The sequence below is a fragment of the Streptococcus sp. HMSC073F11 genome (assembly GCF_001810785.1).
GTDB lineage: Bacteria > Bacillota > Bacilli > Lactobacillales > Streptococcaceae > Streptococcus.
Genome location: NZ_KV802690.1, coordinates 280,970 through 307,494, shown reverse-complemented (window position 1 = coordinate 307,494; position 26,525 = coordinate 280,970). Strand labels below are relative to the sequence as shown.

The 26,525-nt window shown below is 38.1% G+C and carries 29 protein-coding genes and 2 pseudogenes; 23 read left to right on the top strand and 8 right to left on the bottom strand.

Annotated features, from left to right (window positions below):
• Positions 1 to 15 precede the first annotated feature (15 nt).
• Genes HMPREF2764_RS03145 through HMPREF2764_RS03135 form a run of 3 tightly spaced genes read right to left on the bottom strand, consistent with a single transcriptional unit; the run spans position 16 to position 2,670 of the window.
• Positions 16 to 1,893 (bottom strand): VirD4-like conjugal transfer protein, CD1115 family, encoded by a 1,878-nt coding sequence (locus tag HMPREF2764_RS03145; protein WP_025170820.1) that lies wholly within the window; start codon positions 1,891 to 1,893, stop codon positions 16 to 18.
• On the bottom strand, positions 1,893 to 2,381 hold the full coding sequence (locus tag HMPREF2764_RS03140) for a hypothetical protein (protein ID WP_000093687.1): 489 nt from the start codon (positions 2,379 to 2,381) through the stop codon (positions 1,893 to 1,895). Before HMPREF2764_RS03140 ends, HMPREF2764_RS03145 begins: the two co-directional genes overlap by 1 nt.
• Positions 2,371 to 2,670: a hypothetical protein gene (locus HMPREF2764_RS03135; protein WP_000869753.1), complete on the bottom strand. Its 300-nt coding sequence runs from the start codon at positions 2,668 to 2,670 to the stop codon at positions 2,371 to 2,373. Before HMPREF2764_RS03135 ends, HMPREF2764_RS03140 begins: the two co-directional genes overlap by 11 nt.
• Before the next feature lie 674 nt (positions 2,671 to 3,344).
• On the opposite strand from HMPREF2764_RS03135, the gene HMPREF2764_RS03130 reads away from it, so the two are divergent.
• From HMPREF2764_RS03130 to HMPREF2764_RS03050, 18 genes and pseudogenes are all read left to right on the top strand, one after another.
• Positions 3,345 to 3,659 carry a YdcP family protein gene (locus HMPREF2764_RS03130; protein WP_000420682.1) on the top strand — a complete coding sequence of 105 codons (315 nt, stop codon included), beginning with the start codon at positions 3,345 to 3,347 and terminating at the stop codon, positions 3,657 to 3,659.
• Positions 3,660 to 3,674: 15 nt separating this feature from the next.
• Positions 3,675 to 4,061, top strand: coding sequence for a YdcP family protein (locus HMPREF2764_RS03125; protein WP_000985015.1), 387 nt, complete (start codon positions 3,675 to 3,677; stop codon positions 4,059 to 4,061).
• 28 nt (positions 4,062 to 4,089) lie between these two features.
• Entirely contained in the window at positions 4,090 to 5,475 is a 1,386-nt protein-coding gene (locus HMPREF2764_RS03120) for an FtsK/SpoIIIE domain-containing protein (RefSeq protein ID WP_070496601.1), read from the top strand.
• Between the two features lie 2 nt (positions 5,476 to 5,477).
• Entirely contained in the window at positions 5,478 to 5,630 is a 153-nt protein-coding gene (locus HMPREF2764_RS09585) for a hypothetical protein (protein WP_000879507.1), read from the top strand.
• Between the two features lie 22 nt (positions 5,631 to 5,652).
• Positions 5,653 to 6,857: pseudogene (gene mobT, locus HMPREF2764_RS03115) on the top strand (MobT family relaxase).
• A gap of 42 nt (positions 6,858 to 6,899) precedes the next feature.
• Positions 6,900 to 7,121 carry a hypothetical protein gene (locus tag HMPREF2764_RS03110; RefSeq protein ID WP_001009056.1) on the top strand — a complete coding sequence of 74 codons (222 nt, stop codon included), beginning with the start codon at positions 6,900 to 6,902 and terminating at the stop codon, positions 7,119 to 7,121.
• A gap of 116 nt (positions 7,122 to 7,237) precedes the next feature.
• A complete protein-coding gene (locus HMPREF2764_RS03105; protein WP_000342539.1) occupies positions 7,238 to 7,735 on the top strand; it encodes an antirestriction protein ArdA in 498 nt (165 codons plus the stop codon).
• Between the two features lie 88 nt (positions 7,736 to 7,823).
• Positions 7,824 to 8,216, top strand: coding sequence for a conjugal transfer protein (locus HMPREF2764_RS03100; protein WP_000723888.1), 393 nt, complete (start codon positions 7,824 to 7,826; stop codon positions 8,214 to 8,216).
• Positions 8,200 to 10,647: a conjugal transfer ATPase TcpF gene (locus HMPREF2764_RS03095; RefSeq protein ID WP_070527126.1), complete on the top strand. Its 2,448-nt coding sequence runs from the start codon at positions 8,200 to 8,202 to the stop codon at positions 10,645 to 10,647. Before HMPREF2764_RS03100 ends, HMPREF2764_RS03095 begins: the two co-directional genes overlap by 17 nt.
• A 2-nt stretch (positions 10,648 to 10,649) precedes the next feature.
• Positions 10,650 to 12,827 carry a CD3337/EF1877 family mobilome membrane protein gene (locus HMPREF2764_RS03090; protein ID WP_006146375.1) on the top strand — a complete coding sequence of 726 codons (2,178 nt, stop codon included), beginning with the start codon at positions 10,650 to 10,652 and terminating at the stop codon, positions 12,825 to 12,827.
• On the top strand, positions 12,824 to 13,825 hold the full coding sequence (locus HMPREF2764_RS03085; RefSeq protein ID WP_000769867.1) for a bifunctional lytic transglycosylase/C40 family peptidase: 1,002 nt from the start codon (positions 12,824 to 12,826) through the stop codon (positions 13,823 to 13,825). The genes HMPREF2764_RS03090 and HMPREF2764_RS03085 overlap by 4 nt, the downstream gene beginning before the upstream one ends.
• A complete protein-coding gene (locus tag HMPREF2764_RS03080; RefSeq protein WP_001224320.1) occupies positions 13,822 to 14,757 on the top strand; it encodes a conjugal transfer protein in 936 nt (311 codons plus the stop codon). The genes HMPREF2764_RS03085 and HMPREF2764_RS03080 overlap by 4 nt, the downstream gene beginning before the upstream one ends.
• 313 nt (positions 14,758 to 15,070) lie before the next feature.
• Positions 15,071 to 15,118: pseudogene (locus HMPREF2764_RS10400) on the top strand (hypothetical protein); the annotation flags it as partial.
• A gap of 15 nt (positions 15,119 to 15,133) precedes the next feature.
• Complete coding sequence (gene tet(M), locus HMPREF2764_RS03075) at positions 15,134 to 17,053, top strand: tetracycline resistance ribosomal protection protein Tet(M) (RefSeq protein WP_000691745.1); 1,920 nt, start codon at positions 15,134 to 15,136, stop codon at positions 17,051 to 17,053.
• Positions 17,054 to 17,416: 363 nt separating this feature from the next.
• Positions 17,417 to 17,662 (top strand): hypothetical protein, encoded by a 246-nt coding sequence (locus HMPREF2764_RS03065; RefSeq protein ID WP_001813542.1) that lies wholly within the window; start codon positions 17,417 to 17,419, stop codon positions 17,660 to 17,662.
• Positions 17,659 to 17,994: a DinB/UmuC family translesion DNA polymerase gene (locus HMPREF2764_RS03060; protein WP_000806926.1), complete on the top strand. Its 336-nt coding sequence runs from the start codon at positions 17,659 to 17,661 to the stop codon at positions 17,992 to 17,994. The genes HMPREF2764_RS03065 and HMPREF2764_RS03060 overlap by 4 nt, the downstream gene beginning before the upstream one ends.
• A gap of 12 nt (positions 17,995 to 18,006) precedes the next feature.
• Positions 18,007 to 18,375, top strand: a complete 369-nt coding sequence (locus HMPREF2764_RS03055; protein ID WP_000567222.1) for a hypothetical protein — start codon at positions 18,007 to 18,009, stop codon at positions 18,373 to 18,375.
• On the top strand, positions 18,362 to 18,661 hold the full coding sequence (locus HMPREF2764_RS03050) for a DUF5960 family protein (protein ID WP_001072467.1): 300 nt from the start codon (positions 18,362 to 18,364) through the stop codon (positions 18,659 to 18,661). Before HMPREF2764_RS03055 ends, HMPREF2764_RS03050 begins: the two co-directional genes overlap by 14 nt.
• A gap of 117 nt (positions 18,662 to 18,778) precedes the next feature.
• Here HMPREF2764_RS03050 and msr(D) read toward each other — a convergent pair whose 3' ends face one another.
• The 3 genes from msr(D) to HMPREF2764_RS03035 all read right to left on the bottom strand — a co-directional run bounded on the left by msr(D) (position 18,779) and on the right by HMPREF2764_RS03035 (position 22,135).
• Positions 18,779 to 20,242, bottom strand: a complete 1,464-nt coding sequence (gene msr(D) / locus HMPREF2764_RS03045) for an ABC-F type ribosomal protection protein Msr(D) (RefSeq protein WP_000420313.1) — start codon at positions 20,240 to 20,242, stop codon at positions 18,779 to 18,781.
• A gap of 119 nt (positions 20,243 to 20,361) precedes the next feature.
• On the bottom strand, positions 20,362 to 21,579 hold the full coding sequence (gene mef(A), locus HMPREF2764_RS03040) for a macrolide efflux MFS transporter Mef(A) (protein ID WP_000417519.1): 1,218 nt from the start codon (positions 21,577 to 21,579) through the stop codon (positions 20,362 to 20,364).
• Positions 21,580 to 21,964: 385 nt separating this feature from the next.
• A complete protein-coding gene (locus tag HMPREF2764_RS03035) occupies positions 21,965 to 22,135 on the bottom strand; it encodes a hypothetical protein (protein WP_000873143.1) in 171 nt (56 codons plus the stop codon).
• Between the two features lie 521 nt (positions 22,136 to 22,656).
• On the opposite strand from HMPREF2764_RS03035, the gene HMPREF2764_RS09575 reads away from it, so the two are divergent.
• Positions 22,657 to 22,848, top strand: a complete 192-nt coding sequence (locus HMPREF2764_RS09575) for a cysteine-rich KTR domain-containing protein (RefSeq protein ID WP_001860868.1) — start codon at positions 22,657 to 22,659, stop codon at positions 22,846 to 22,848.
• A gap of 59 nt (positions 22,849 to 22,907) precedes the next feature.
• On the opposite strand, the gene HMPREF2764_RS03030 is transcribed toward HMPREF2764_RS09575, so the two are convergent.
• Positions 22,908 to 23,261 carry a helix-turn-helix transcriptional regulator gene (locus HMPREF2764_RS03030; protein WP_001227347.1) on the bottom strand — a complete coding sequence of 118 codons (354 nt, stop codon included), beginning with the start codon at positions 23,259 to 23,261 and terminating at the stop codon, positions 22,908 to 22,910.
• Positions 23,262 to 23,764: 503 nt separating this feature from the next.
• Between HMPREF2764_RS03030 and HMPREF2764_RS03025 the strand changes: the two genes are divergently transcribed.
• Together HMPREF2764_RS03025 and HMPREF2764_RS03020 are read left to right on the top strand one after the other, a co-directional pair.
• On the top strand, positions 23,765 to 24,187 hold the full coding sequence (locus tag HMPREF2764_RS03025) for a sigma-70 family RNA polymerase sigma factor (protein ID WP_016399599.1): 423 nt from the start codon (positions 23,765 to 23,767) through the stop codon (positions 24,185 to 24,187).
• Positions 24,184 to 24,414 carry a helix-turn-helix domain-containing protein gene (locus tag HMPREF2764_RS03020; RefSeq protein WP_000857133.1) on the top strand — a complete coding sequence of 77 codons (231 nt, stop codon included), beginning with the start codon at positions 24,184 to 24,186 and terminating at the stop codon, positions 24,412 to 24,414. The genes HMPREF2764_RS03025 and HMPREF2764_RS03020 overlap by 4 nt, the downstream gene beginning before the upstream one ends.
• 225 nt (positions 24,415 to 24,639) lie before the next feature.
• Here HMPREF2764_RS03020 and HMPREF2764_RS10260 read toward each other — a convergent pair whose 3' ends face one another.
• Positions 24,640 to 24,891 (bottom strand): hypothetical protein, encoded by a 252-nt coding sequence (locus tag HMPREF2764_RS10260; RefSeq protein ID WP_001845478.1) that lies wholly within the window; start codon positions 24,889 to 24,891, stop codon positions 24,640 to 24,642.
• On the opposite strand from HMPREF2764_RS10260, the gene HMPREF2764_RS03015 reads away from it, so the two are divergent.
• Positions 24,875 to 25,078 carry an excisionase gene (locus HMPREF2764_RS03015; protein ID WP_000814511.1) on the top strand — a complete coding sequence of 68 codons (204 nt, stop codon included), beginning with the start codon at positions 24,875 to 24,877 and terminating at the stop codon, positions 25,076 to 25,078. The genes HMPREF2764_RS10260 and HMPREF2764_RS03015 overlap by 17 nt on opposite strands.
• An 81-nt stretch (positions 25,079 to 25,159) precedes the next feature.
• Positions 25,160 to 26,377: a tyrosine-type recombinase/integrase gene (locus HMPREF2764_RS03010; RefSeq protein WP_001291561.1), complete on the top strand. Its 1,218-nt coding sequence runs from the start codon at positions 25,160 to 25,162 to the stop codon at positions 26,375 to 26,377.
• Positions 26,378 to 26,525: the final 148 nt, after the last annotated feature.

The window sequence follows — 26,525 nt, the reverse complement described above, 5'->3', positions numbered from 1 at the left end:
TCCTCTTTTCTATTTTTATTTTAAACTAGATTCAAAAGTTAAATCACGAATTCTAAGGCCTTCAAGATGATTTTCCTGACTTTGATTCAAAGGATTGATCTGATAGTTCCACCACCGTTCATCGTTTTCTTGATTGGCAAGGTACTTCCAGTTTGGATGCTTAGTTGAATTGTACTTTTTGCTTTTAAAGACAGGCATATTGGCAATTCGAACTAAGCATTCATGCCGTTTCATATTTCCGACTTCATCAGGTGTCATTAAATCACGAGCAATCTTTTGATGAGAAAGGGATCCTGAACCTGTTTGGCCAAAGGAACGACTAGTATTTCGAACATCAATGGTTTGTTTACCGAGTAACCCACTCATAAATTTAAAAGTATCTTCATCATTACCACCTAAGTAGACTAAGCTATCACAGTTCCCAAGAATAGTTTTCCAAGCTTCTTTTTCTTTATAGAGTCCTTGAAGTTGAGCAATATTTTGCAGAATAGGAACGAGACTCATATTCCGAGAACGGACTGTTGAGGTTTGTTCAGCAAAATCTGGGATTTCTCCGATATTTGCGAATTCATCTAAGTAGACTCTCACATGAAGAGGTAATTGCCCCTTAAAATCAATATCTGCTTGTCTTGTTAGAGTTTGAAATACTGTTGAAAAAAAGAGGGCTGAAAGAAAGCGAAAGGTACTATCGTTATCTGGGATAACTAAGTAAACCATTGATTTTTCCTTGCCCCATGTCTTCATATCAAGGGTATCTCTTTTGGTCAAATCCATGACACTTTGAATATTGAAGAGGGCAAATTTAGCAGTGGTTACAGCTATAACAGAATCCAGAGTCTTATCCTTATAATTTTGAAAATCTGCCCAATTTCGCATGGTAAAATTTTCAGTTCCATACTTTTTAGCATAATTTTCAAATAGAATTTCTAAGACACTTTTTTCTTGGTTTTCACCCTTGGATAAGTGTTTAATGAGTTTTGAGATTTCAGCAAAACTTGGATAACGCCCTCGTTTTTTTCGCTCTTCCACTTCTTTTTTTTGACGTTTCAACAAGTTTTGGTATTCCTTTTGACTTAAACGACTTTCTTCTATGAGCTGTTCTCTTGTTTTAGGTGGGTTATAGAAATCGACCAAGTAAGAGGCTAAAGCTCGTACCAAAGTCATAGAAGCTTCATCCCAAAATGGATCACTACGGGAGCCAGAGCCTTTGGTGTTATTGAAATAAACCGTCAGCATGCGATTCAAATCATTTTCTGTCTCTATATAGCGAAAAGGATTGAAGCCATCTGAGTTCTTCATATTGACTAAATCTAACACCTTTACTTGGTAGCCATGTTCTAAAAAGAGTTTGCCTGTTTTTTCGGCCAAGTGATCTTTAGGATCAACTACAATATTAGAACTATTCATCTGAATCAGATTGGGTTTCACAAAGCGAAATGTCTTCCCACTTCCTGAACCTCCAATCACCGCAATATTCTTATTCCTATCATATTGGGCTGGTTTTTTATCTAATAATGTCAGACGAACATCTTGTGCTAAGATCGTATCATGAGAAAATTCCTTACCGTAAAAGAGCTTCTTTTCTTTTAGAGTTCCAAAACGGGCGCTCCCGTATTCTACCCCTTCTCGGTATTGTTTTTTTCCAGTCTCTAAATAGAGATAAACCAGCAGCATCATCACAAAGCCTAGTAGAAAAAAAGCACTTGATTTTCCAGTAAAAGAAATATTCCATGGCGACTGAAGAACTTCATCTTGACCCTCCATCAGAAGATGAGTCCATTTATTTAAGCTATTTCCAGTATAGGAATCATACAAAAGCGTCAAACGATGAAAAAGATAGCCTAGTAAGATGCCTAACAGTGAGAATAGTAGGAATTTCTTTCCACTGTACATCATCTCACCATCTCTTTCTGTTTGACGGCCCCTTCTTGTCTAAAGGTAATTTGGGATTTCGCCTCATCAATTGCATCGTCTAATGACTTATCCATAGTAAAATCAGCTAATTTCTCCGGATCATTAACCATTTTTTCTAGCAGATGGTCTAAATGATTGTCTAGAATCGAACGGTCTTTCGTATAGAAATGTAGAGAATCCCCTTGCCAAGCGATGGCTAAAGGAATCTCTTCTTTTTCTAAAAAAGCTTTAAATTTCTCTATATCAATTGGTTTGTCTAAAAAATCTTTTTTCAGATTAATCGTGTCAATCGAATAAGGAGATTGTAGCAATTCTTCTAATTTCTGCACCCCTATCTTATAGGCGGAATCCTGTGCTAAAGCCTGACGTCTAGACCATTCTAGAATCTTTAAGAGACTTCTTACAGTAAATAAAAGACTACGCTCTGCATATTGAACTGCCATTCGTTCCTGTTGTTCAGAGGACATCTGAGGCCTCCTTCTTCACAAATAGCAGCTTTCCTTCTTTATAACGATAAGCTATCAATTTCTGACGTTGCTTAATCGACTTGACAACCTGCAGTAGATCTCTCGAATAAGGTTCTCGAAGAGTAACTTCTACTGCTTTTCCATCAAAGATACCAACACGTTTAAATTCAATGTAGTCTTTTTTGAGATGTCCTAAGCCCATACCAAAAGGAAAGTGATGAATCAATTGGATGGTACAACCACCTTTATTTCCCATTTGTTTCAAATCATACAAGTTTACTACCTTCATGATTAACTCCTTTATCTAGTTTGTCGCATCGTTTAAGTCTGGTAACGATAAACTCCGTGTCTGTTAGAAAATTCTCACACACGTCTTGTGCCAGTTGCCCTTCACAGGGAAATACTCTCAGTCCCTACTTACACAGGCACGCTAATCAAGACGGAGTGAATTCAATTTTCAAAGAACAGGTAGCTTTATTATAGATAAGAGTAGTTGAAATTTTTATCACATTTTTTATTTTCCTGTAGAGCTAAATTCATACTAAACAAAGATTTTGAAATAAAAGACTAACATTGTTACATAACGTTAGCATTTCATTTCCCTAAAATAAGCTAATTTTTACCAGAAAAAATAGCATAAAAATCTAGTTATCCGCATAAAAACTGGACTTATCACACTTTATCAAGGTCAAAACCACTCAATTTACTACTAATTTACTACTTATGAATGAGCTTTGATACGACGATTTATCCTTGAAAAGTGAAGATATAAAGATACTTCCAATAAAATTTGAATATTTAATAGGTAGACACTTCAAAAAATGAGGTGTCTATTTTTTTACCCGATTTTGAAAGGAAGTGAACTTATGAAAACAAAAAATCAAGAATCAAAAGGTCGTTCCCCACTCTTTAAGACCATCAAACATTCATTCAGCCAATAAAAAAGAAAGGATAGGTAAAAATATGGAACTTAAATTTGTGATTCCCAACATGGAAAAAACATTCGGCAATTTAGAATTTGCTGGCGAGGATAAAGTCGTTCAGCGAAGAATCAACGGACGGCTAACTGTCTTATCAAGAAGCTATAATCTCTATTCTGATGTTCAAAGAGCAGATGATATTGTGGTGGTGCTTCCTGCTGAAGCTGGCGAAAAACATTTCGGCTTTGAGGAACGTGTGAAGTTAGTCAATCCACGTATTACCGCAGAGGGCTACAAAATCGGCACTCGTGGTTTTACAAATTACCTTTTACATGCTGACGACATGATAAAAGAATAAAGAAAGAGAGGAAAAATGATGAGATTAGCAAATGGCATTGTATTAGATAAAGACACGACTTTTGGAGAATTGAAATTCTCTGCTCTACGTCGTGAAGTGAGAATCCAAAATGAAGACGGGTCGGTTTCAGATGAAATCAAGGAACGTACCTATGACTTAAAATCCAAAGGACAAGGACGCATGATTCAAGTAAGTATTCCTGCCAGCGTGCCTTTGAAAGAGTTTGATTATAACGCACGGGTGGAACTTATCAATCCCATTGCGGACACCGTTGCTACTGCCACCTATCAAGGAGCAGATGTTGACTGGTATATCAAGGCAGACGATATTGTGCTGACAAAGGATTCTAGTTCATTCAAAGCTCAACCACAAGCAAAGAAAGAACCGACACAAGACAAATAGTCGCTAGGTAGAAAGGAGACTTTTTCGCATGAAACAGCGTGGTAAAAGGATTCGCCCATCTGGTAAAGATTTAGTCTTTCATTTTACGATAGCGTCACTCCTGCCTGTTTTCCTGCTGGTTGTCGGACTGTTTCATGTGAAGACAATCCAGCAGATCAACTGGCAGGATTTTAACCTATCACAAGCAGATAAGATTGACATTCCCTATTTAATTATCAGTTTCAGTGTCGCAATTCTTATCTGCTTGCTGGTAGCGTTTATATTCAAACGGGTTCGCTATGATACGGTTAAACAACTTTACCACCGTCAAAAACTGGCAAAGATGATACTTGAAAACAAGTGGTATGAATCTGAACAGGTCAAAACAGAGGGTTTCTTTAAAGATAGTGCTGGTCGTACAAAGGAAAAGATAACCTACTTCCCTAAAATGTATTATCGACTTAAAAATGGCTTGATACAGATACGGGTGGAAATCACGCTGGGAAAATATCAAGACCAACTCTTACACTTGGAAAAGAAATTAGAGAGTGGCTTGTACTGTGAGCTGACGGATAAAGAGTTAAAGGATTCCTATGTGGAATATACTTTGCTCTATGACACCATAGCCAGTCGTATTTCTATTGATGAAGTAGAAGCTAAAGATGGTAAACTTCGCTTAATGAAAAACGTATGGTGGGAATATGATAAGCTCCCTCATATGTTGATTGCTGGTGGTACAGGTGGCGGTAAAACTTACTTTATACTGACACTGATCGAAGCCTTGCTTCATACAGATTCAAAACTGTATATTCTTGACCCGAAAAATGCTGATCTTGCGGACTTAGGTTCTGTGATGGCAAATGTCTACTATAGAAAAGAAGACTTGCTTTCTTGCATTGAAACATTCTATGAAGAAATGATGAAACGTAGTGAGGAAATGAAGCAGATGAAGAACTATAAGACTGGCAAAAATTATGCTTACTTAGGTCTCCCGGCACACTTCTTAATCTTTGATGAATACGTCGCTTTCATGGAAATGCTGGGAACAAAAGAAAACACCGCAGTTATGAATAAGCTGAAACAGATTGTCATGTTAGGTCGTCAAGCTGGCTTCTTTCTAATACTGGCTTGTCAACGTCCAGACGCAAAATATTTAGGCGACGGAATCCGTGATCAGTTTAATTTCAGAGTGGCTTTAGGTCGTATGTCTGAAATGGGCTATGGCATGATGTTTGGCAGTGACGTACAAAAGGATTTCTTCTTAAAGCGAATCAAAGGTCGTGGCTATGTTGATGTAGGAACAAGTGTCATATCAGAGTTTTATACTCCCCTTGTACCAAAAGGATATGATTTCTTGGAGGAAATTAAAAAGTTATCCAACAGCAGACAGTCCACGCAGGCGACGTGCGAAGCGGAAGTCGCAGGTGTGGACTGATCTTGCTGGCTGGTGTGGCAATAGCCACGCCAGCACTTAACCCCCCGTATCTAACAGGGGGGTACAAATCGACAGGAAACAGTCAAAAAAACATTAGAAAATCCTTTGGTTACAAGGGATTTACAAAATTTCAGCGTATGTCAAATGGGCTTTAAAAGTTGACATACGCCTTTTTGATTGGAGGGATTTTTACTGAATGAACAAACTTGGTTACAGCATTTAAAAGAAAAACGCTTGGCTTATGGACTATCTCAAAACCGTTTAGCTGTTGCGACTGGTATTACAAGGCAGTATCTAAGCGATATTGAAACAGGAAAAGTCAAGCCATCAGAGGATTTACAGCAGTCCCTTTGGGAAGCTCTGGAACGCTTCAATCCCGACGCTCCCCTTGAAATGCTGTTTGATTATGTAAGAATTCGCTTTCCGACAACAGACGTACAGCAGGTGGTCGAAAACATCTTACAACTGAAACTGTCCTATTTTCTTCATGAGGACTATGGTTTCTATTCTTATTCAGAGCATTATGCTTTAGGCGACATATTCGTCCTTTGCTCCCATGAACTGGACAAAGGAGTTCTGGTGGAATTGAAAGGTCGTGGGTGCAGACAATTTGAAAGCTATCTTCTGGCACAACAAAGAAGCTGGTATGAGTTCTTTATGGACGTTTTGGTGGCTGGCGGTGTGATGAAACGCCTTGACCTTGCCATTAACGATAAGACAGGGATTTTAAATATCCCTGTACTCACTGAAAAGTGCCAACAGGAAGAATGTATCTCCGTCTTCCGCAGTTTTAAAAGCTATCGCAGTGGCGAACTGGTACGCAAAGAGGAAAAGGAATGTATGGGAAACACCCTCTATATCGGTTCATTACAAAGTGAAGTTTATTTCTGTATCTATGAAAAGGACTACGAGCAGTACAAGAAAAATGATATTCCCATTGAAGACGCAGAAGTAAAAAACCGTTTTGAGATTCGATTGAAAAATGAGCGTGCTATTATGCAGTCCGTGATTTACTCGTCTATGACAATCCAGAGCATACCGCCTTTAAAATTATCAATCGGTATATCCGTTTTGTAGATAAAGACGATTCCAAACCTCGTTCTGATTGGAAACTGAATGAAGAATGGGCTTGGTTTATTGGGAACAATCGTGAACGATTAAAACTAACCACAAAACCAGAGCCTTACTCCTTCCAAAGGACGCTGAACTGGCTATCTCATCAAGTTGCCCCGACCTTAAAGGTTGCGATTAAACTTGATGAAATCAACCAGACGCAGGTTGTAAAAGACATTCTCGACCATGCGAAACTGACAGACCGACACAAGCAGATTTTGAAGCAACAGTCAGTAAAAGAACAGGACGTGATAACAACAAAAAAATAACTCAAATACAAATTCATTGAATATAGAGAGGAGAACATTTTTATGAATTTTGGACAAAACCTTTATAACTGGTTTCTATCAAACGCTCAATCACTGGTGCTTTTAGCAATCGTTGTGATTGGCTTGTATCTTGGCTTCAAGCGTGAGTTTAGCAAACTGATTGGCTTTTTAATTATTGCGATTATTGCGGTTGGCTTAGTCTTCAACGCTGCTGGAGTAAAAGACATTTTACTAGAGCTATTCAATCGCATTATTGGTGCTTAAATAAAACCGTTCTTTTGTGGAATATAAGTGGTTTTCTTATGTTCCGCAAAGGAATGGTACACCAAACGAAGTGCGGTAGGGATTTTTGAATCTCTACAAAGAAAGGACGTGAATATATGGACGATATGCAAGTCTATATTGCGAATTTAGGCAAATACAATGAGGGCGAATTGGTCGGTGCGTGGTTTACCTTTCCCATTGACTTTGAGGAAGTCAAAGAGAAAATCGGCTTGAATGATGAATATGAGGAATACGCCATTCATGACTACGAGTTACCCTTTACGGTTGACGAATACACTTCCATTGGCGAACTCAATCGACTATGGGAAATGGTATCGGAATTACCCGAAGAATTACAATCGGAGCTATCTGCTCTGCTCACTCATTTTTCAAGCATTGAAGAACTAAGCGAACATCAAGAGGATATTATCATTCATTCCGATTGTGATGATATGTATGACGTGGCACGCTACTACATTGAAGAAACGGGTGCTTTAGGCGAAGTACCAGCTAGTCTTCAAAACTATATTGATTATCAAGCCTATGGTCGGGATTTAGACCTTTCAGGAACGTTTATCTCAACCAATCATGGGATTTTTGAAATCGTCTATTAAATCTGTCGGTACATTACTACTGGCAGATTTTCTATTTTACGGGGTGGCTCAATCAGCTACCCCTATTTTTTATGAAAGGATTGATTACATGAAGAAAATACGAAGCTATACCAGTATCTGGTCTGTGGAAAAGGTACTGTATTCTATCAATGATTTTAGACTTCCGTTTCCCATAACCTTTACGCAAATGACATGGTTTGTCGTGTCACTCTTTGCAGTGATGATACTTGGCAACTTGCCCCCTCTTTCCATGATAGAGGGAGCATTTCTCAAATACTTTGGGATTCCTGTGGCTTTCACATGGTTTATGTCTACAAAAACTTTTGATGGTAAAAAGCCTTATGGATTTTTGAAGTCTGTCATTGCTTATGCACTGCGACCAAAGCTGACCTATGCAGGAAAAAAAGTAACGCTTGGCAGAAACCAGCCACAAGAAGCCATTACAGCAGTTAGGAGTGAATTTTATGGCATATCCAATTAAATACATTGAAAACAATCTCGTCTGGAATAAAGACGGGGAATGTTATGCTTACTATGAGCTTGTTCCTTACAATTACTCATTTCTAAGTCCAGAACAGAAAATACAAGTGCATGATTCTTTCAGACAGCTTATCACACAAAATCGTGATGGCAAAATTCATGCTTTACAAATCAGTACAGAATCCAGCATACGTTCTGCACAAGAGCGTTCCAAAAATGAAGTCACTGGCAAGCTCAAAGCGGTTGCCTATGACAAAATCGACCAACAGACAGACGCTTTAATATCCATGATTGGCGAAAATCAAGTGAACTACCGTTTCTTTATCGGCTTTAAGTTGCTTCTCAACGATCAGGAGTTTTCTATGAAAAGTCTTACCGTTGAAGCAAAAAATGCTTTGTCTGATTTTGTCTATGATGTGAACCATAAGCTGATGGACGATTTTGTTAGTATGAGTAATGATGAAATCCTGCGTTTTCAGAAGATGGAAAAGCTCTTAGAAAATAAAATCTCTCGTCGTTTCAAAATCCGCAGGTTAGATAAGGACGACTTCGGCTATCTGATTGAACACCTTTACGGACAGACAGGCACTGCCTATGAAGAGTATGAGTACCATCTATCAAAGAAAAAGCTGGATAATGAAACGCTGATTAAATACTATGACTTGATTAAGCCTACTCGCTGTTTGGTGGAAGAAAAACAGCGATATTTGAAAATCCAGCAGGAAGATGAAACCGTCTATGTAGCTTACTTTACCATTAACAGCATTGTCGGAGAACTGGACTTCCCGTCCTCTGAAATCTTCTACTACCAGCAACAGCAATTTACATTCCCGATTGATACGTCAATGAATGTGGAAATTGTAGCGAATCGTAAAGCCCTATCTACTGTCCGCAATAAAAAGAAAGAACTGAAAGACTTGGATAACCACGCTTGGCAAAGTGATAATGAAACCAGCTCCAATGTGGCGGAAGCTCTGGAAAGTGTGAATGAGCTGGAAACCAATTTAGACCAAAGCAAGGAATCTATGTACAAGCTGTCTTATGTGGTAAGGGTATCAGCAAATGATCTTGACGAACTCAAACGTCGTTGTAATGAAGTGAAAGATTTTTATGACGATTTAAGCGTAAAACTGGTACGACCATTTGGGGATATGCTCGGCTTACATGAAGAATTTTTACCTGCCAGAAAGCGTTATATGAATGATTATATTCAATACGTGACCTCTGATTTCCTCGCTGGTTTAGGTTTTGGTGCTACTCAAATGCTGGGGGAAAATGAGGGGATTTATGTTGGCTACAGCTTAGATACTGGACGCAATGTCTATCTGAAACCTGCTCTTGCCAGTCAAGGGGTTAAGGGTTCAGTAACCAATGCGTTAGCGTCGGCTTTTGTTGGTTCGCTGGGTGGTGGTAAATCCTTTGCGAATAACCTTATCGTCTATTATGCGGTGCTTTATGGGGCACAAGCAGTGATTGTAGACCCAAAAGCAGAACGTGGCAGATGGAAAGAAACCTTGCCAGAGATTTCCCATGAAATCAATATCGTCACTCTGACTTCTGATGAGAAAAACAAAGGCTTACTTGACCCTTATGTGATTATGAAAAATCCCAAAGATTCTGAATCACTGGCTATTGATATTCTGACATTCCTTACGGGGATTTCCTCTCGTGATGGGGAACGCTTCCCAATCCTTAGAAAAGCCATTCGTGCAGTAACCAATAGTGAAGTACGAGGGTTGATGAAAGTGATTGAGGAATTACGGGTTGAGAATACGCCACTAAGTACCAGTATAGCCGACCATATCGAAAGTTTTACAGACTATGACTTTGCACATTTATTATTCAGTAATGGTTATGTGGAGCAGTCTATCAGCTTAGAAAAACAACTGAACATTATACAGGTTGCGGACTTGGTACTTCCCGACAAGGAAACTTCCTTTGAGGAATATACCACTATGGAGCTTTTATCCGTTGCTATGCTGATTGTCATTAGTACCTTTGCTTTAGACTTTATCCATACAGACCGAAGCATTTTCAAGATTGTAGATTTAGACGAAGCATGGAGCTTTTTACAGGTAGCACAAGGAAAAACACTATCTATGAAGCTGGTTCGGGCTGGTCGTGCTATGAACGCTGGGGTATATTTCGTGACCCAAAATACAGACGACCTCTTAGATGAAAAACTGAAAAATAACCTCGGCTTAAAATTTGCATTTCGTTCCACTGACCTTAACGAGATTAAAAAGACCTTAGCCTTTTTTGGTGTAGACCCAGAGGACGAAAACAATCAGAAGCGATTGCGTGATTTGGAAAACGGGCAATGCCTTATCAGTGATTTATATGGTCGTGTCGGTGTGATACAGTTCCACCCTGTATTTGAAGAACTGCTCCATGCCTTTGATACCAGACCACCTGTGCGAAAAGAGGTGTAAATGTGAAACCATCAATAGTAAACAGAATAAAATCAAACTGGACGCTGAAACGTCTAGGTAAAGTGGCAATGACAGTGGCTTTCACACTTGTGATTGCCATTTTTCTTTTAGCCATGCTGGGAACGGTGGTTCAAGCTGCGGGCTTGGTAGATGATACGGTCAATGTGGCAAATGAATACAGCCGATACCCACTTGAAAACTATCAACTGGATTTTTATGTGGATAATAGCTGGGGCTGGCTTCCGTGGAACTGGTCGGACGGGATTGGAAAACAGGTCATGTATGGACTATATGCCATTACCAATTTTATTTGGACAATCAGTTTGTATGTTTCCAATGCGACAGGTTACTTAGTACAGGAAGCCTATTCCTTAGACTTCATTTCCGCTACAGCAGATTCCATTGGTAAGAATATGCAGACCTTAGCTGGTGTGAGTGCAAACGGATTTTCAACAGAGGGTTTCTATGTTGGATTCCTCTTACTCTTGATTTTGGTTCTTGGGGTTTATGTTGCCTATACGGGACTGATAAAGAGAGAAACCACAAAGGCAATTCATGCCATTATGAATTTTGTGCTGGTGTTTATCCTATCGGCTTCCTTTATTGCCTACGCTCCCGACTACATTAAAAAAATCAATGACTTTTCATCAGACATCAGTAATGCCAGTTTATCACTTGGCACGAAGATTGTCATGCCCCATTCCGATAGTCAAGGCAAGGACAGAGTGGACTTAATCAGAGATAGCCTGTTTTCCATACAGGTTCAGCAACCGTGGCTACTGCTTCAATACAACAGTTCAGACATTGAAAGTATCGGTATTGACCGTGTGGAAAGCCTGCTCTCCACCAGCCCAGATTCCAACAATGGCGAAGACAGAGAAAAAATTGTTGCGGAAGAAATTGAAGACAGAAGCAATACCAATCTAACCATTACAAAGACCATTAACCGTTTAGGTACAGTCTTCTTCCTATTTGTCTTCAATATTGGGATTTCCATATTTGTATTCCTATTAACAGGAATCATGATTTTCTCGCAGGTACTTTTTATCATCTATGCTATGTTTCTGCCTGTGAGCTTTATTTTAAGCATGATTCCATCATTTGATGGTATGTCAAAACGAGCCATAACAAAGCTCTTTAATACCATTTTGACACGAGCTGGAATCACATTGATTATTACGACAGCATTTAGTATTTCAACCATGCTCTATACCTTATCGGCTGGTTATCCGTTCTTTTTGATTGCTTTTCTACAGATTGTGACCTTTGCAGGAATCTACTTCAAGCTGGGCGATTTAATGAGTATGTTTTCTCTACAGAGTAACGATTCTCAAAGTGTGGGAAGTCGTGTGATGAGAAAACCTCGTATGCTTATGCACGCTCACATGCACCGTCTACAGCGGAAACTTGGACGTTCCATGACTACTCTAGGGGCTGGGTCTGCCATTGTTACAGGTAAAAAAGGACAGTCGGGTTCGGGGAGTTCTGCAAGGACACAAGCAGATCACTCCCGACCAGACGGAAAGGAAAAATCAACACTTGGAAAACGTATCGGTCAAACCATCGGTACAGTAGCTGATACCAAAGACAGAATGGTAGACACTGCTAGTGGTTTGAAAGAACAGGTTAAAGATTTGCCGACCAATGCAAGATATGCAGTATATCAAGGAAAATCCAAAGTAAAAGAGAATGTCCGTGATTTAACCAGTAGTATTTCTCAAACCAAAGCGGACAGAGCCAGTGGACGCAAGGAACAGCAGGAACAAAGGCGAAAAACCATTGCGAAGCGTCGCTCTGAAATGGAACAGGTCAAACAGAAAAAACAGCCTGCTTCTTCTGTTCATGAAAGACCGACTACAAGACAAGAACAATATCATGATGAACAGACCTCAAAACAGTCTAATATTCAGACTTCATATAAGGAATCTCAACAAGCCAAACAAGAGCGTCCAGCAGTTAAGTCCGATTTTTCAAGTCCAAAAGTGGAACGCCAAGGCAATACCGTTCAAGAAAAAACCGTTCAAAAGCCAGCAACTTCAACCACTACAGCAGATAGAACTTCACAACGTCCAATCACAAAAGAACGTCCGTCTACTGTTCAAAGAGTACCACTACAAAATACAAGAAGTAGACCACCAATCAAAACCGCCACCATTAAGAAAGTCGGTAAGAAACCATGAAGTTGAAAACTTTAGTGATTGGTGGTTCTGGATTATTCTTGATGGTCTTCTCACTGCTTCTGTTTGTTGCCATTTTATTTTCAGATGAACAGGACAGCGGAATTTCCAATATTCATTATGGAGGTGTGAATGTTTCCGCAGAAGTGCTGGCTCATAAGCCTATGGTAGAAAAATATGCCAAAGAATATGGCGTTGAAGAATATGTCAACATACTTCTTGCGATTATACAGGTGGAATCGGGCGGTACTGCGGAAGATGTTATGCAGTCCTCGGAATCCCTCGGTCTTCCACCTAATTCATTGAGTACAGAAGAATCCATTAAGCAAGGTGTGAAGTATTTCAGTGAATTATTAGCCAGTAGCGAAAGGCTCAGTGTAGATTTAGAATCGGTTATCCAGTCCTACAATTATGGTGGTGGTTTCTTAGGGTATGTGGCTAATCGTGGAAATAAATATACCTTTGAACTGGCTCAAAGTTTCTCAAAAGAGTATTCAGGTGGCGAAAAAGTGTCTTACCCCAATCCCATAGCCATACCTATCAATGGGGGCTGGCGATACAACTATGGCAATATGTTTTATGTGCAACTGGTAACGCAGTATCTTGTCACAACAGAGTTTGATGATGATACGGTACAAGCCATCATGGACGAAGCACTGAAATATGAGGGCTGGCGATACATTTACGGTGGAGCTTCCCCGACTACTTCTTTTGATTGTAGCGGACTGACACAATGGACGTATGGAAAAGCTGGAATTAACTTACCACGAACCGCACAACAGCAATATGATGTGACCCAGCATATCCCACTATCGGAAGCACAAGCTGGCGATTTGGTTTTCTTTCATTCTACCTATAACGCTGGCTCTTATATTACTCATGTTGGGATATACCTTGGCAATAACCGTATGTTTCATGCAGGCGACCCAATCGGTTATGCCGACTTAACAAGCCCCTACTGGCAACAGCATTTAGTGGGAGCAGGACGAATCAAACAATGAGAAAGGAAGATTTAATGATGAAATTTAGAAAAAATCAGAATAAAGAAAAACAGATACCAAAGGAAAAGAAACCTCGTGTCTACTATAAGGTCAATCCTCATAAAAAGGTTGTGATTGCCTTGTGGGTACTTTTAGGGCTTAGTTTCAGCTTTGCGATATTCAAGCACTTTACAGCTATAGATACTCATACTATTCACGAAACAACTATCATAGAAAAGGAATACGTTGATACTCATCATGTAGAAAATTTTGTAGAGAACTTTGCGAAAGTCTACTATTCATGGGAGCAATCCGATAAGTCCATTGATAATCGAATGGAAAGTCTAAAAGGCTATCTGACAGATGAACTTCAAGCTCTCAATGTTGATACAGTACGCAAAGATATTCCTGTATCGTCTTCTGTAAGAGGATTTCAGATATGGACGGTAGAGCCAACTGGCGACAATGAGTTTAATGTAACCTACAGTGTAGACCAGCTCATTACAGAGGGAGAAAATACAAAGACCGTCCACTCTGCTTATATAGTGAGTGTCTATGTAGATGGTTCTGGAAATATGGTACTGGTTAAGAATCCGACCATTACCAACATACCTAAGAAATCAAGTTATAAACCAAAAGCCATTGAAAGTGAGGGGACGGTTGATTCCATTACAACCAATGAAATCAATGAGTTTTTAACGACGTTCTTCAAGCTCTATCCTACAGCGACAGCCAGTGAACTTTCCTACTATGTGAATGACGGGATATTAAAACCAATCGGAAAAGAGTACATCTTTCAAGAACTGGTAAATCCTATTCACAATCGTAAGGATAATCAAGTCACGGTATCGCTGACAGTGGAGTATATCGACCAGCAGACCAAAGCAACGCAGGTATCTCAATTTGATTTGGTACTTGAAAAGAACGGGAGTAATTGGAAGATTATAGAATAACAAATATTGGTACATTATTACAGCTATTTTGTAATCACGTACTCTCTTTGATAAAAAATTGGAGATTCCTTTACAAATATGCTCTTACGTGCTATAATTTAAGTATCTATTTAAAAGGAGTTAATAAATATGCGGCAAGGTATTCTTAAATAAACTGTCAATTTGATAGTGGGAACAAATAATTGGATGTCCTTTTTTAGGAGGGCTTAGTTTTTTGTACCCAGTTTAAGAATACCTTTATCATGTGATTCTAAAGTATCCAGAGAATATCTGTATGCTTTGTATACCTATGGTTATGCATAAAAATCCCAGTGATAAAAGTATTTATCACTGGGATTTTTATGCCCTTTTGGGTTTTTGAATGGAGGAAAATCACATGAAAATTATTAATATTGGAGTTTTAGCTCATGTTGATGCAGGAAAAACTACCTTAACAGAAAGCTTATTATATAACAGTGGAGCGATTACAGAATTAGGAAGCGTGGACAAAGGTACAACGAGGACGGATAATACGCTTTTAGAACGTCAGAGAGGAATTACAATTCAGACAGGAATAACCTCTTTTCAGTGGGAAAATACGAAGGTGAACATCATAGACACGCCAGGACATATGGATTTCTTAGCAGAAGTATATCGTTCATTATCAGTTTTAGATGGGGCAATTCTACTGATTTCTGCAAAAGATGGCGTACAAGCACAAACTCGTATATTATTTCATGCACTTAGGAAAATGGGGATTCCCACAATCTTTTTTATCAATAAGATTGACCAAAATGGAATTGATTTATCAACGGTTTATCAGGATATTAAAGAGAAACTTTCTGCCGAAATTGTAATCAAACAGAAGGTAGAACTGTATCCTAATATGTGTGTGACGAACTTTACCGAATCTGAACAATGGGATACGGTAATAGAGGGAAACGATGACCTTTTAGAGAAATATATGTCCGGTAAATCATTAGAAGCATTGGAACTCGAACAAGAGGAAAGCATAAGATTTCAGAATTGTTCTCTGTTCCCTGTTTATCACGGAAGTGCAAAAAACAATATAGGGATTGATAACCTTATAGAAGTGATTACGAATAAATTTTATTCATCAACACATCGAGGTCAGTCTGAACTTTGCGGAAAAGTTTTCAAAATTGAGTATTCGGAAAAAAGACAGCGTCTTGCATATATACGTCTTTATAGTGGCGTACTGCATTTGCGAGATTCGGTTAGAATATCGGAAAAGGAAAAAATAAAAATTACAGAAATGTATACTTCAATAAATGGTGAATTATGTAAAATCGATAAGGCTTATTCCGGGGAAATTGTTATTTTGCAGAATGAGTTTTTGAAGTTAAATAGTGTTCTTGGAGATACAAAGCTATTGCCACAGAGAGAGAGAATTGAAAATCCCCTCCCTCTGCTGCAAACGACTGTTGAACCGAGCAAACCTCAACAAAGGGAAATGTTACTTGATGCACTTTTAGAAATCTCCGACAGTGACCCGCTTCTGCGATATTATGTGGATTCTGCGACACATGAAATCATACTTTCTTTCTTAGGGAAAGTACAAATGGAAGTGACTTGTGCTCTGCTGCAAGAAAAGTATCATGTGGAGATAGAAATAAAAGAGCCTACAGTCATTTATATGGAAAGACCGTTAAAAAAAGCAGAGTATACCATTCACATCGAAGTTCCACCGAATCCTTTCTGGGCTTCCATTGGTTTATCTGTATCACCGCTTCCGTTGGGAAGTGGAATGCAGTATGAGAGCTCGGTTTCTCTTGGATACTTAAATCAATCATTTCAAAATGCAGTTATGGAAGGGATACGCTATGGCTGTGAACAAGGATTGTATGGTTGGAATGTGACGGACTGTAAAATCTGTTTTAAGTATGGCTTATACTATAGCCCTGTTAGTACCCCAGCAGATTTTCGGATGCTTGCTCCTATTGTATTGGAACAAGTCTTAAAAAAAGCTGGAACAGAATTGTTAGAGCCATATCTTAGTTTTAAAATTTATGCGCCACAGGAATATCTTTCACGAGCATACACCGATGCTCCTAAATATTGTGCGAACATCGTAGACACTCAATTGAAAAATAATGAGGTCATTCTTAGTGGAGAAATCCCTGCTCGGTGTATTCAAGAATATCGTAGTGATTTAACTTTCTTTACAAATGGACGTAGTGTTTGTTTAACAGAGTTAAAAGGGTACCATGTTACTACCGGTGAACCTGTTTGCCAGCCCCGTCGTCCAAATAGTCGGATAGATAAAGTACGATATATGTTCAATAAAATAACTTAGTGTATTTTATGTTGTTATATAAATATGGTTTCTTGTTAAATAAGATGAAATATTTTTTAATAAAGATTTGAATTAAAGTGTAAAGGAGGAGATAGTTATTATAAACTACAAGTGGATATTGTGTGCTGAGAGCTTTCTTCTATACTAATAGACGAAAGGGTGTGAAAATGATTTTTAAATGATACTGTGGAACGGAACAGTAGCCCTAGTATTGACTACTGTCGTTTCTATTCATATTGGCTATTCTAGGACTGAGATGAAAAAATCTATAAATGCTCAGAATAAAATTGAACCCGCAAATCTCCCCAAAACAATGGTGAGTCATGTACTTGTATTATTCCGAAAAAATACACCTCTGGTGCAGTGAGACAAATTGGTGTATCTTATAGTGGCTTCGTAGATGAAAGCTATACTCTACTATCACTCTTTGATGATGTAGAACAAATTGAAAAAGATAATAGACTTCAGACAGCTATTGATGTTGTCAGAGAACAGTTTGGTTTTTTAGCCATACAAAAAGGAACCGTCCTAACTGAAGGTTCCAGAAATATTGAACGCAGTAAACTTATCGGTGGTCATTCCGCGGGTGGATTGGAGGGATTAAAATGAAACAAGAAAAAAATACAGTACAATTTTCAGAAATCCGTAGCAAAGGATGTAATGATATTGAAATGCTTGAAAGATTTTTACATGGAATCGTTGAAACAGCAACTTCAAAACTTCGTCAGAGAAAACTCAAAACAACTGAAATATCGATACGACTAGTACATGCTAAATCTGAAAACCGATTACCATTGGAATTTACATTTAGCATTAAGCCAACAAGCTCATCTGTGATAATCTATACTGAGGTAATCAATCGCTTTAAAGAATGTTACACAGGTGGGGGAATTCAAGGTTTTACGATTCAATTTGATAAAAATACCCTTGCCTCTGCATAGAAAGGATTTGATATGATTGACCGTTCATATTTACCATTTCAATCAGCAAGAGAGTACCAGGATACAAAGATGCAAAAATGGATGGGCTTTTTCCTATCTGAACATGCATCAGCACTCTCTGATGATACAAACAAAGTAACGTACATGTCTGACTTATCACTAGAGAAGAAATTATTACTCCTCAGTCAAGTATACGCCGGGCAGCTACGCACACGCATTCAAGTGATTGAAAAAAACAAGCGTGTTTCCTACACTGGAACAATACCAAGTCTGACCAAAGATTTCATTTTGATAAAAACTACAACAGGTCACATCAATTTGAAATTAAAAGACATTATTAGTATTGAACTTGTCGAGGAGGTGCTCTATGAATCAGCTTGAGTTTCAGCGTAATCACCTACAAATGGACTATTATAGCGAGAGCTACCAAGATTTTGAACGTGACTTCTACCGCTACTCTAACATGAATATTCCATTGACCTTCCTAACTGATGATATCCTAAAAACAATGGCGACTTCACGTAAGAATTACTTTGTCCTCAATAAGGAAAAGTCCAGAGATAACCGCGATCACTTCTTCATATTTGAAGTAAGTACCGTAGATGAGAATCCGCTAATCTATCATTATACATATAAGAAAACTACAATATATTTAGCAGAAAAATAGGAGCAGTTCAATTGACTGTTCCTATTTTTAATATTCATAAAATCTAAAGTCTTTATACTCTTTAACAATGGAGTCGCCAACCAGAACAGACTATACTGACCAGCGACTACCTTAAATTTAATGTTTCAGATTTATTTTCTTATCTCTAATTTCATAAACTACATCTGCTACATTTTCGAGTAATCGTTTATCGTGGGTGATAAACACGATAGTTCCGGTGTACTCCTTCATTAGTATTTCCAAAGCCTCTAAACTTGGTATGTCAAGGAAGTTACTGGGTTCATCCATTATTAGGATGTTATATCTACCCATGAGCATTTTAGCAAGCAACAATTTTATAATTTCTCCACCGCTTAAAACAGATAAACTTTTTCCAATATCGTTCTGTTTGAACCCCATAGATGCTAGCACTGAACGAATTTCTGATATATTGTAGTCACAATCCTTCTGCATAAACTCCATAACATTCTGATTACTGTTGTACTTGTAACCATTCTGTGCAAAGTAACCTATTTTTGCCTTAGGCGAAATAGAAATTCCTTCTTCATGGTTTAAGATCATTTGGATTAAAGTTGTTTTTCCGATTCCATTACCACCAGTTAACGCCACTTTTGCTCCTAACGGAATTTGAAAAGATGCATTTTCAAACAGAGCCTTATCCCCAAATACTTTATTAATTTCTGCACCGACTATAGGGTATGGATTATGGAGCTCCAATGCTTTACTTTGCCTGAAACGAATTCTGCGAATGCCTTCCGGAGCTTCTACTTTTCCTAAGGCCGCAATCCTGTGCTCTAGGGTTTTAGCAGCATTATACATCTTTTTTTCCTTACTTCCTATTGATTTTTGATGAGCTAAACGCCCTCCGTCTTCAGTACTTTTTTTCTTTGAAGAACCTTTTGCCTTCTGTTCTATTTTACGAGCCTGTTTTCGCTTTTCCTCCGCAGCCCTTTCCAATCGGGCACGTTCCGCAATAAATTGTTCGTATTCTGCAGCTTGGCTCTTACGTTCTTCCTCTTTCTGACGAAGATAATCAGAATAGTTTCCCCAATACTCAGTGATTTTGCCATCTTTCAGTTCCCATATTTTATCTACTATTTCATCAAGAAAATAGCGGTCATGGCTAATAACTAACAGTGCACCTGTAAAATATTTTAGCTGTCCTATTAGAAAATCAATTCCTTCACGGTCTAAATGGCTCGTAGGTTCATCCGCTAAAATACCATGAACCTGTGCCGATAAGGCCTGTGCTATTTTAAGCCTTGTTTCTTCACCACCGCTCATAGTCTGTATATTTAATTGCTCAACACCTAGCTTGCCTACAAGTGCAAAATCTTTTTCCTCCTGCAGAGTTACTTCGTCCAACTGGGGAATATAGGCAAGTTCACCCAGACGATTCATTTTACATCCTGGGGGAGTTAATTCTCCTAAAAGTACCCTGAGTAAAGTGCTTTTTCCAGCACCATTTGCTCCTACTAAACCAATACGGTCATAATCATATACTTCTAATTCATTTATATCTAAAACATCGCGTCCTTTGAATTCCACACGAATGTCTTTTGCTTTTAATATTAATTCCATAACATTTCCTCCTGTCTATAATCGCATGCTTTCATTTGCTTGTATGCAGGGAAAACCCTGCGATTTTAGCAGGAAGAGTTACATGAAAATAAGATACATAAATATTCCTCCAATATTGTTTATTTTAAATCTAATTTTCTAACCTCAGTTATCATTTGGCAAACTATAGCAATGCCAATAATTAAAATACCTGATAGTAAAAACCAATGATTTACACCGATTTTATCAGCAAAGAATCCAGAAAGAATTAACCCAATTGGCATAGCAAGTGACATGATACTTCCGATCAAAGAAAATACACGTCCTAAATATTCAGGCTTAATTTTCTCCTGAAAAAGAGCTGTTTGCACACCGCTATAAAATGGCACCGAAAGCCCCATTATTGCACAGCAAACTACGAATATTACAAATCCATTTGGAGGAAGTATTCCCGAAACGGCTAAACTGGTCCCCATTATAAAAAATGAACTTGTTATTAGTAATACATGCTTTTCGAAGCCCCCTAATCTTCCTAATAATAAGCCTCCTGCTAGCATCCCAAATGCAAAGGAAATTTCCGTAATAGAAATATGCACAGGCGTTCCATTAAAGTGTTCCATGCTTATTAAAGGAAATAGTGCATTGATTGGCATATAAACAAAAGTATATAGTGTTCCTAAGAGTAATAAGGCAAACAATCCTTTGTTTTGTCTCAGAACCACAACTCCTTCTTTCATCTCCCTTATGAAATTTGGTTCTAAACTTTGCACTTGATTACCCAGCTTAGGTATACGTACAATTGCTACCGTAATAGATGCAATCACAGCACCCAATACGTCGATGGCAATAATAGCATTTAAATCCCAAACGGAGTATAAGAGTGCTGCAACTGCCGGACTAACAATATAGCTTATAGACTGCAAAGACTGACTATAGCCTGCGCATTTCGTTAGCTGTTCTTCTGGTACTAAAAGTGGTGTAACCGCATTGAGTGCTGGGGTATGAAAAGCTGTTCCAATGCTACGGATAAACAATACTATCATAATCATCCAGACAGGTAGCTCCATACAGAATGCAACAATAGCAAGCACTGCACCAGCTGCTGCGATAATTAAATCGGCACCAATCATTATCTTCTTCCTATCATGACGATCCACTAGCACACCAATGGCAGGTCCCAAAATCGCATAGGGTAAAAAACCTACTAATGAAGCCATAGACAAGACCATCGCAGATCCTGTTTTTTCTGTAAGGTAAAAAATAATCGCCATTTGCAGGATGGCACTAGTGATTAATGATACTGCTTGCCCTGCCCATATTGCATAAAATTTTCGTTTCCAATTGTTGTATTTTTCCATTTATATTATCTCCTGCATATTATTTTGCTTGAATTTCTATTTTGAATAGCATTCTAGGCAATAAAAAATGCAGGCCAAACCCCACAATGTGGCTTTTGGTCTGCATACATACAATTTGGAAACATTCATATTAAAGACATAGTTAAATAAAGGTATAGTTAAATAACCAATATCCTCACCGTAACTAATGAATGCTCAATATCGTATAAATAAGCACAACAAAAAAGCCTATCATCGGGTATAGATTCTGCTTTTTTTATTGCCAGCTTATCTTAAACGCATTGAGGCTGTCATAGTTTCGGTTCCTCCTACATCTTTGTTTATATCAATTTATAGTATAACACAACAAGATGATATGTTCAATATAAAAGTTATGGAATGAGACTCATACTTCCAATTCGATGCCAGATTTAAAGGATATGACGAAGTTTTCTTCATAGACTGTAACGCTCTGGATTATCTTCCTTAGTAGCAAGCGATTAGCTTTCACAAAATCTTCTGTTTGTAGTTTTAAAAATTCATCAGGATTTTCTAACTCAACCTCAAAATATTTCATTTTACATTCCCTCATTTCATTTATTGATAAATTGAGTTTGCAAAAAAGAGTGGACAATTTTTGTCTACTCTTAACCTTTAAAATAGTTTTTTTTAATCGATTTGAAGTTGCCTAAATTATTACTTATTCGGTAAAATGAAGTATTGCTTTCAACAGATTTCCTTCAACTACACTTCACTTGATTCAAACAAGGTGGGTACATTTCTATTCCCACAAACTCCTTGTCAATGGAAACAAACACGTACCCACAGGGTAAATGGAAATAGAAACTGATAATTTCTAGCTATCACTTCTACTCATTCCAAAAATTTTCTCACTCTGATACTTACCCACCATAAAGCAAAAAGCCTTGCAATCAAGGCTTTCATTATCCCTTTCGTTCAAAGGTTTCTAAGCTTTTACGAGCAGAGCGACACACTCAGCGGTTCGCTATCTCCGTTCTGTCTGCGTGCTAGCACTTGTCAATCACGGACAGCTATCGCATGGGCGGAAGTAAATGCTAATCTTCGTCGTTTTACTCCTTGACTAGCAAACTTACCGCCTCAACATGTCCTGTATGTGGAAATAAAACACGATTAAAGATAAGGGAAGATACTGAATTAAAAAAATTCCCCCTCTATTGTCCGAAATGCAGACAAGAAAATTTAATTGAAATAAAGCAGTTCAAAGTAACTGTGATTACAGAGCCAGACGCAAAGACGCAGAGCCGATAAAATGAGATTAATACAATCTCATTTTATCGGCTCTTTCCGTTATGTATGGATTCTTTTAATTAGTCTTCGATGTTTCTTGCTTCGTTGATACCGCTGGCTAAAGATTCCATTAAGGATAGTTCTTTGTCTGTAAAGCTATCCATGTATTTCTCTATCTGTAATCGTCGGGTGCTTTTTACCAAGTTATTAGCAGGTAAGAAAAATTCATCAACGGAAACATGAAGTAACGATACAAGGTCATAAAGAACTTGTATGCTGGGGTGTTGCCCTTTATTTTCAATATTAGTTAAGTACCGTGGGTCAATTTCAATCAATGCTCCCACTTGTTCACGAGTTAAACCTCGTTTCAATCGAGCTTCTTTAATGGCTAAACCAAAGGCTCTAAAATCATATTTATCTTCTTTTTTACGCATAGTAGACCACCTCTATACATTTTATTGTTCCTACTGAATTAAAAACAGGTATAGAAAAACGTGTTATATGGTTTATAGGTTTATATTTAATAAAAAGCACTACTAAACGCCAATAAAAAAACCGTTATATGGTAGTGCTATTTACGCTGTTAAAATATTGTATATTACTTCCAAATGGCGGTTTGTTGGAGGTCAACGTCGCCATGAAGTACATCATATACAATAAATTTCCTTACATTGGGTTCTTGTCAAAAAAAGTCGTCTATCTGCAATAGATAAGTACGTCCACCAATGTGGTTTTATAAATCATATAGATAGAATAACAGAAGCATGTAAACAGAGAAATAAATCTGTTTATATGCTTTTTTGGCTATTCAGAACTTTTTTACAAAGTTTATTTATCAGTAATGCAACAAATCCCCCTTTCACATTGGGACTAAGAGTGAAAGGAGATAAACGAGCAAGGCTCACTTCCTTTCCTAGACAGAAAGGGGGTGAGAAACATGAAACCATCTTCTTTTCAGACCACAATAGAAAATCAGTTTGACTATATCTGTAAACGTGCTATGGAAGACGAGCGAAAGAATTATATGCTTTATCTTTCAAGGATTGCAAAGCGTGAGGTGTCCTTTTCGGATGTTGGCGATTATCTTGTTAGCCAGTTTGCGACAACAGATAACTATTCAACTGACTTTCAGATTTTTACACTCAATGGGTTATCAGTAGGCGTTGAAAATGATTTGTTGAGTGAAGCATTACGTGAGTTGCCAGACAAGAAACGTGAAATTCTACTGCTGTTTTACTTTATGGACATGAGCGATTCAGAAATTACAGACCTGTTGAAATTGAACCGTTCTACTGTCTATCGGCATAGAACCAGTGGACTAGCCTTAATTAAAAAGTTTATGGAGGAATTTGAAGAATGAAAACACAATATCCTATGATTCCCTTTCCTCTCATTGTAAAGGCAACAGATGGCGATACCGAAGCGATTAACCAGATTCTACATCATTACAGAGGGTACATAACGAAGCGTTCCCTACGACTTATGAAAGATGAATATGGCAATCAAAGTATGGTCGTTGATGAAGTCTTACGTGGAAGAATGGAAACCAGACTGATTACAAAGATTTTGTCATTTGAAATTAAGTAATATCCTCTCTCCTTTCGTGGAAGCGTGCTAAACCATTCCACGCTTCCCGAACAGGGAGGTTTGTTATTCCACCAAAGCATATTGAGCTTTCAATGTGTTTTGATAGGCTAACGAGCCATTGTTCTTTGAAAACTGAATAAAAGTAATCGAATACGTTTCGATAAGAAAAGAGCCAACGGAACTAACCGCCATGACCTATCTTATAAAGATAGCGAGCGATTCATGTTAGTGATCCGAGAAGCAATCTTTAGCAGGATTGCCTGCAACGACATTCTTATCGTGATAATGATACTCCCATACAGTCAATAGTCCGAGCGTGATAAAACCGTCGCAGGCAATGAGTATGGCTACATGAGAACCATGCAGGGGTGGAACTCCCGTGAGCTTTGCTAAAGCTGTTCGATTGCTGGTAAAACAACTTTTATGAAATCCAAATAAGTGATTTGGAAAGGAGGATTTTATGAAGCAGACTGACATTCCTATTTGGGAACGTTATACCCTAACCATTGAAGAAGCGTCAAAATATTTTCGTATTGGCGAAAACAAGCTACGACGCTTGGCAGAGGAAAATAAAAATGCAAATTGGCTGATTATGAATGGCAATCGTATTCAGATTAAACGAAAACAATTTGAAAAAATTATAGATACATTGGACGCAATCTAGCGTCGCCAAAGGGTCTTGTATATGATAAAATAGTATTAAGTCGTATCAAGGCTCTTTCCATAAAGGAAAGGAGCAAATGCCATGTCAGAAAAAAGACGTGACAATAAAGGTCGAATCTTAAAGACTGGAGAGAGCCAACGAAAAGACGGAAGATACTTATACAAATATATAGATTCATTTGGAGAACCGCAATTTGTTTACTCGTGGAAACTTGTGGCTACAGACCGAGTACCAGCAGGAAAGCGTGATTGTATCTCACTTAGAGAGAAAATCGCAGAGTTACAGAAAGACATTCATGATGGTATTGATGTTGTAGGAAAGAAAATGACACTCTGCCAGCTTTACGCAAAACAGAACGCTCAAAGACCAAAGGTTAGAAAAAACACTGAAACTGGACGCAAATATCTTATGGATATTTTGAAGAAAGACAAGTTAGGTGTAAGAAGTATTGACAGTATTAAGCCATCAGACGCTAAAGAATGGGCTATTAGAATGAGTGAAAATGGTTATGCTTATCAAACCATCAATAACTACAAACGTTCTTTAAAGGCTTCATTCTATATTGCTATACAAGATGATTGTGTTCGGAAGAATCCATTTGACTTTCAACTGAAAGCAGTTCTTGATGATGATACTGTCCCTAAGACCGTACTAACAGAAGAACAGGAAGAAAAACTGTTAGCCTTTGCAAAAGCTGATAAAACCTACAGCAAAAATTATGATGAAATTCTGATACTCTTAAAAACAGGTCTTCGTATTTCAGAGTTTGGTGGTTTGACACTTCCAGATTTAGATTTTGAGAATCGTCTTGTCAATATAGACCATCAGCTATTGAGAGATACTGAAATTGGGTACTACATTGAAACACCAAAGACCAAAAGTGGCGAACGTCAAGTTCCTATGGTTGAAGAAGCCTATCAAGCATTTAAGCGAGTGTTAGCGAATCGAAAGAATGATAAGCGTGTTGAGATTGATGGATATAGTGATTTCCTCTTTCTTAATAGAAAGAACTATCCAAAAGTGGCAAGTGATTACAACGGCATGATGAAAGGTCTTGTTAAGAAATACAATAAGTATAACGAGGATAAATTGCCACACATCACTCCACATAGTTTGCGACATACATTCTGTACCAACTATGCAAATGCAGGAATGAATCCAAAGGCATTACAGTACATTATGGGACATGCTAATATAGCCATGACGCTGAACTATTACGCACATGCAACATTCGATTCTGCAATGGCAGAAATGAAACGCTTGAATAAAGAGAAGCAACAGGAGCGTCTTGTTGCTTAGTAGTACAAATGAATTTACTACTTATTTACCACTTCTGACAGCTAAGACATGAGGAAATATGCAAAGAAACGTGAAGTATCTTCCTACAGTAAAAATACTCGAAAGCACATAGAATAAGGCTTTACGAGCATTTAAGAAAATATAAAAA

What these genes read in the sequence shown, in the direction of transcription:
- HMPREF2764_RS03110 (WP_001009056.1), top strand. Translation starts at nt 6,900, where the DNA reads ATGAATTTTGGACAAAACCTTTATAACTGGTTTCTATCAAACGCTCAA.
- HMPREF2764_RS03080 (WP_001224320.1), top strand. Translation starts at nt 13,822, where the DNA reads ATGAGAAAGGAAGATTTAATGATGAAATTTAGAAAAAATCAGAATAAA.
- HMPREF2764_RS03140 (WP_000093687.1), bottom strand. Translation starts at nt 2,381, where the DNA reads ATGTCCTCTGAACAACAGGAACGAATGGCAGTTCAATATGCAGAGCGT.
- HMPREF2764_RS03145 (WP_025170820.1), bottom strand. Translation starts at nt 1,893, where the DNA reads ATGTACAGTGGAAAGAAATTCCTACTATTCTCACTGTTAGGCATCTTA.
- HMPREF2764_RS03025 (WP_016399599.1), top strand. Translation starts at nt 23,765, where the DNA reads ATGAAACCATCTTCTTTTCAGACCACAATAGAAAATCAGTTTGACTAT.
- HMPREF2764_RS03010 (WP_001291561.1), top strand. Translation starts at nt 25,160, where the DNA reads ATGTCAGAAAAAAGACGTGACAATAAAGGTCGAATCTTAAAGACTGGA.
- HMPREF2764_RS03095 (WP_070527126.1), top strand. Translation starts at nt 8,200, where the DNA reads ATGGCATATCCAATTAAATACATTGAAAACAATCTCGTCTGGAATAAA.
- HMPREF2764_RS03050 (WP_001072467.1), top strand. Translation starts at nt 18,362, where the DNA reads ATGAATCAGCTTGAGTTTCAGCGTAATCACCTACAAATGGACTATTAT.
- HMPREF2764_RS03135 (WP_000869753.1), bottom strand. Translation starts at nt 2,670, where the DNA reads ATGAAGGTAGTAAACTTGTATGATTTGAAACAAATGGGAAATAAAGGT.
- HMPREF2764_RS03020 (WP_000857133.1), top strand. Translation starts at nt 24,184, where the DNA reads ATGAAAACACAATATCCTATGATTCCCTTTCCTCTCATTGTAAAGGCA.
- HMPREF2764_RS03105 (WP_000342539.1), top strand. Translation starts at nt 7,238, where the DNA reads ATGGACGATATGCAAGTCTATATTGCGAATTTAGGCAAATACAATGAG.
- HMPREF2764_RS03085 (WP_000769867.1), top strand. Translation starts at nt 12,824, where the DNA reads ATGAAGTTGAAAACTTTAGTGATTGGTGGTTCTGGATTATTCTTGATG.
- HMPREF2764_RS03120 (WP_070496601.1), top strand. Translation starts at nt 4,090, where the DNA reads ATGAAACAGCGTGGTAAAAGGATTCGCCCATCTGGTAAAGATTTAGTC.
- HMPREF2764_RS03125 (WP_000985015.1), top strand. Translation starts at nt 3,675, where the DNA reads ATGATGAGATTAGCAAATGGCATTGTATTAGATAAAGACACGACTTTT.
- HMPREF2764_RS03030 (WP_001227347.1), bottom strand. Translation starts at nt 23,261, where the DNA reads ATGCGTAAAAAAGAAGATAAATATGATTTTAGAGCCTTTGGTTTAGCC.
- HMPREF2764_RS03060 (WP_000806926.1), top strand. Translation starts at nt 17,659, where the DNA reads ATGAAACAAGAAAAAAATACAGTACAATTTTCAGAAATCCGTAGCAAA.
- HMPREF2764_RS03055 (WP_000567222.1), top strand. Translation starts at nt 18,007, where the DNA reads ATGATTGACCGTTCATATTTACCATTTCAATCAGCAAGAGAGTACCAG.
- HMPREF2764_RS10260 (WP_001845478.1), bottom strand. Translation starts at nt 24,891, where the DNA reads ATGTCAGTCTGCTTCATAAAATCCTCCTTTCCAAATCACTTATTTGGA.
- HMPREF2764_RS03035 (WP_000873143.1), bottom strand. Translation starts at nt 22,135, where the DNA reads ATGAAATATTTTGAGGTTGAGTTAGAAAATCCTGATGAATTTTTAAAA.
- HMPREF2764_RS03130 (WP_000420682.1), top strand. Translation starts at nt 3,345, where the DNA reads ATGGAACTTAAATTTGTGATTCCCAACATGGAAAAAACATTCGGCAAT.
- HMPREF2764_RS03100 (WP_000723888.1), top strand. Translation starts at nt 7,824, where the DNA reads ATGAAGAAAATACGAAGCTATACCAGTATCTGGTCTGTGGAAAAGGTA.
- HMPREF2764_RS03015 (WP_000814511.1), top strand. Translation starts at nt 24,875, where the DNA reads ATGAAGCAGACTGACATTCCTATTTGGGAACGTTATACCCTAACCATT.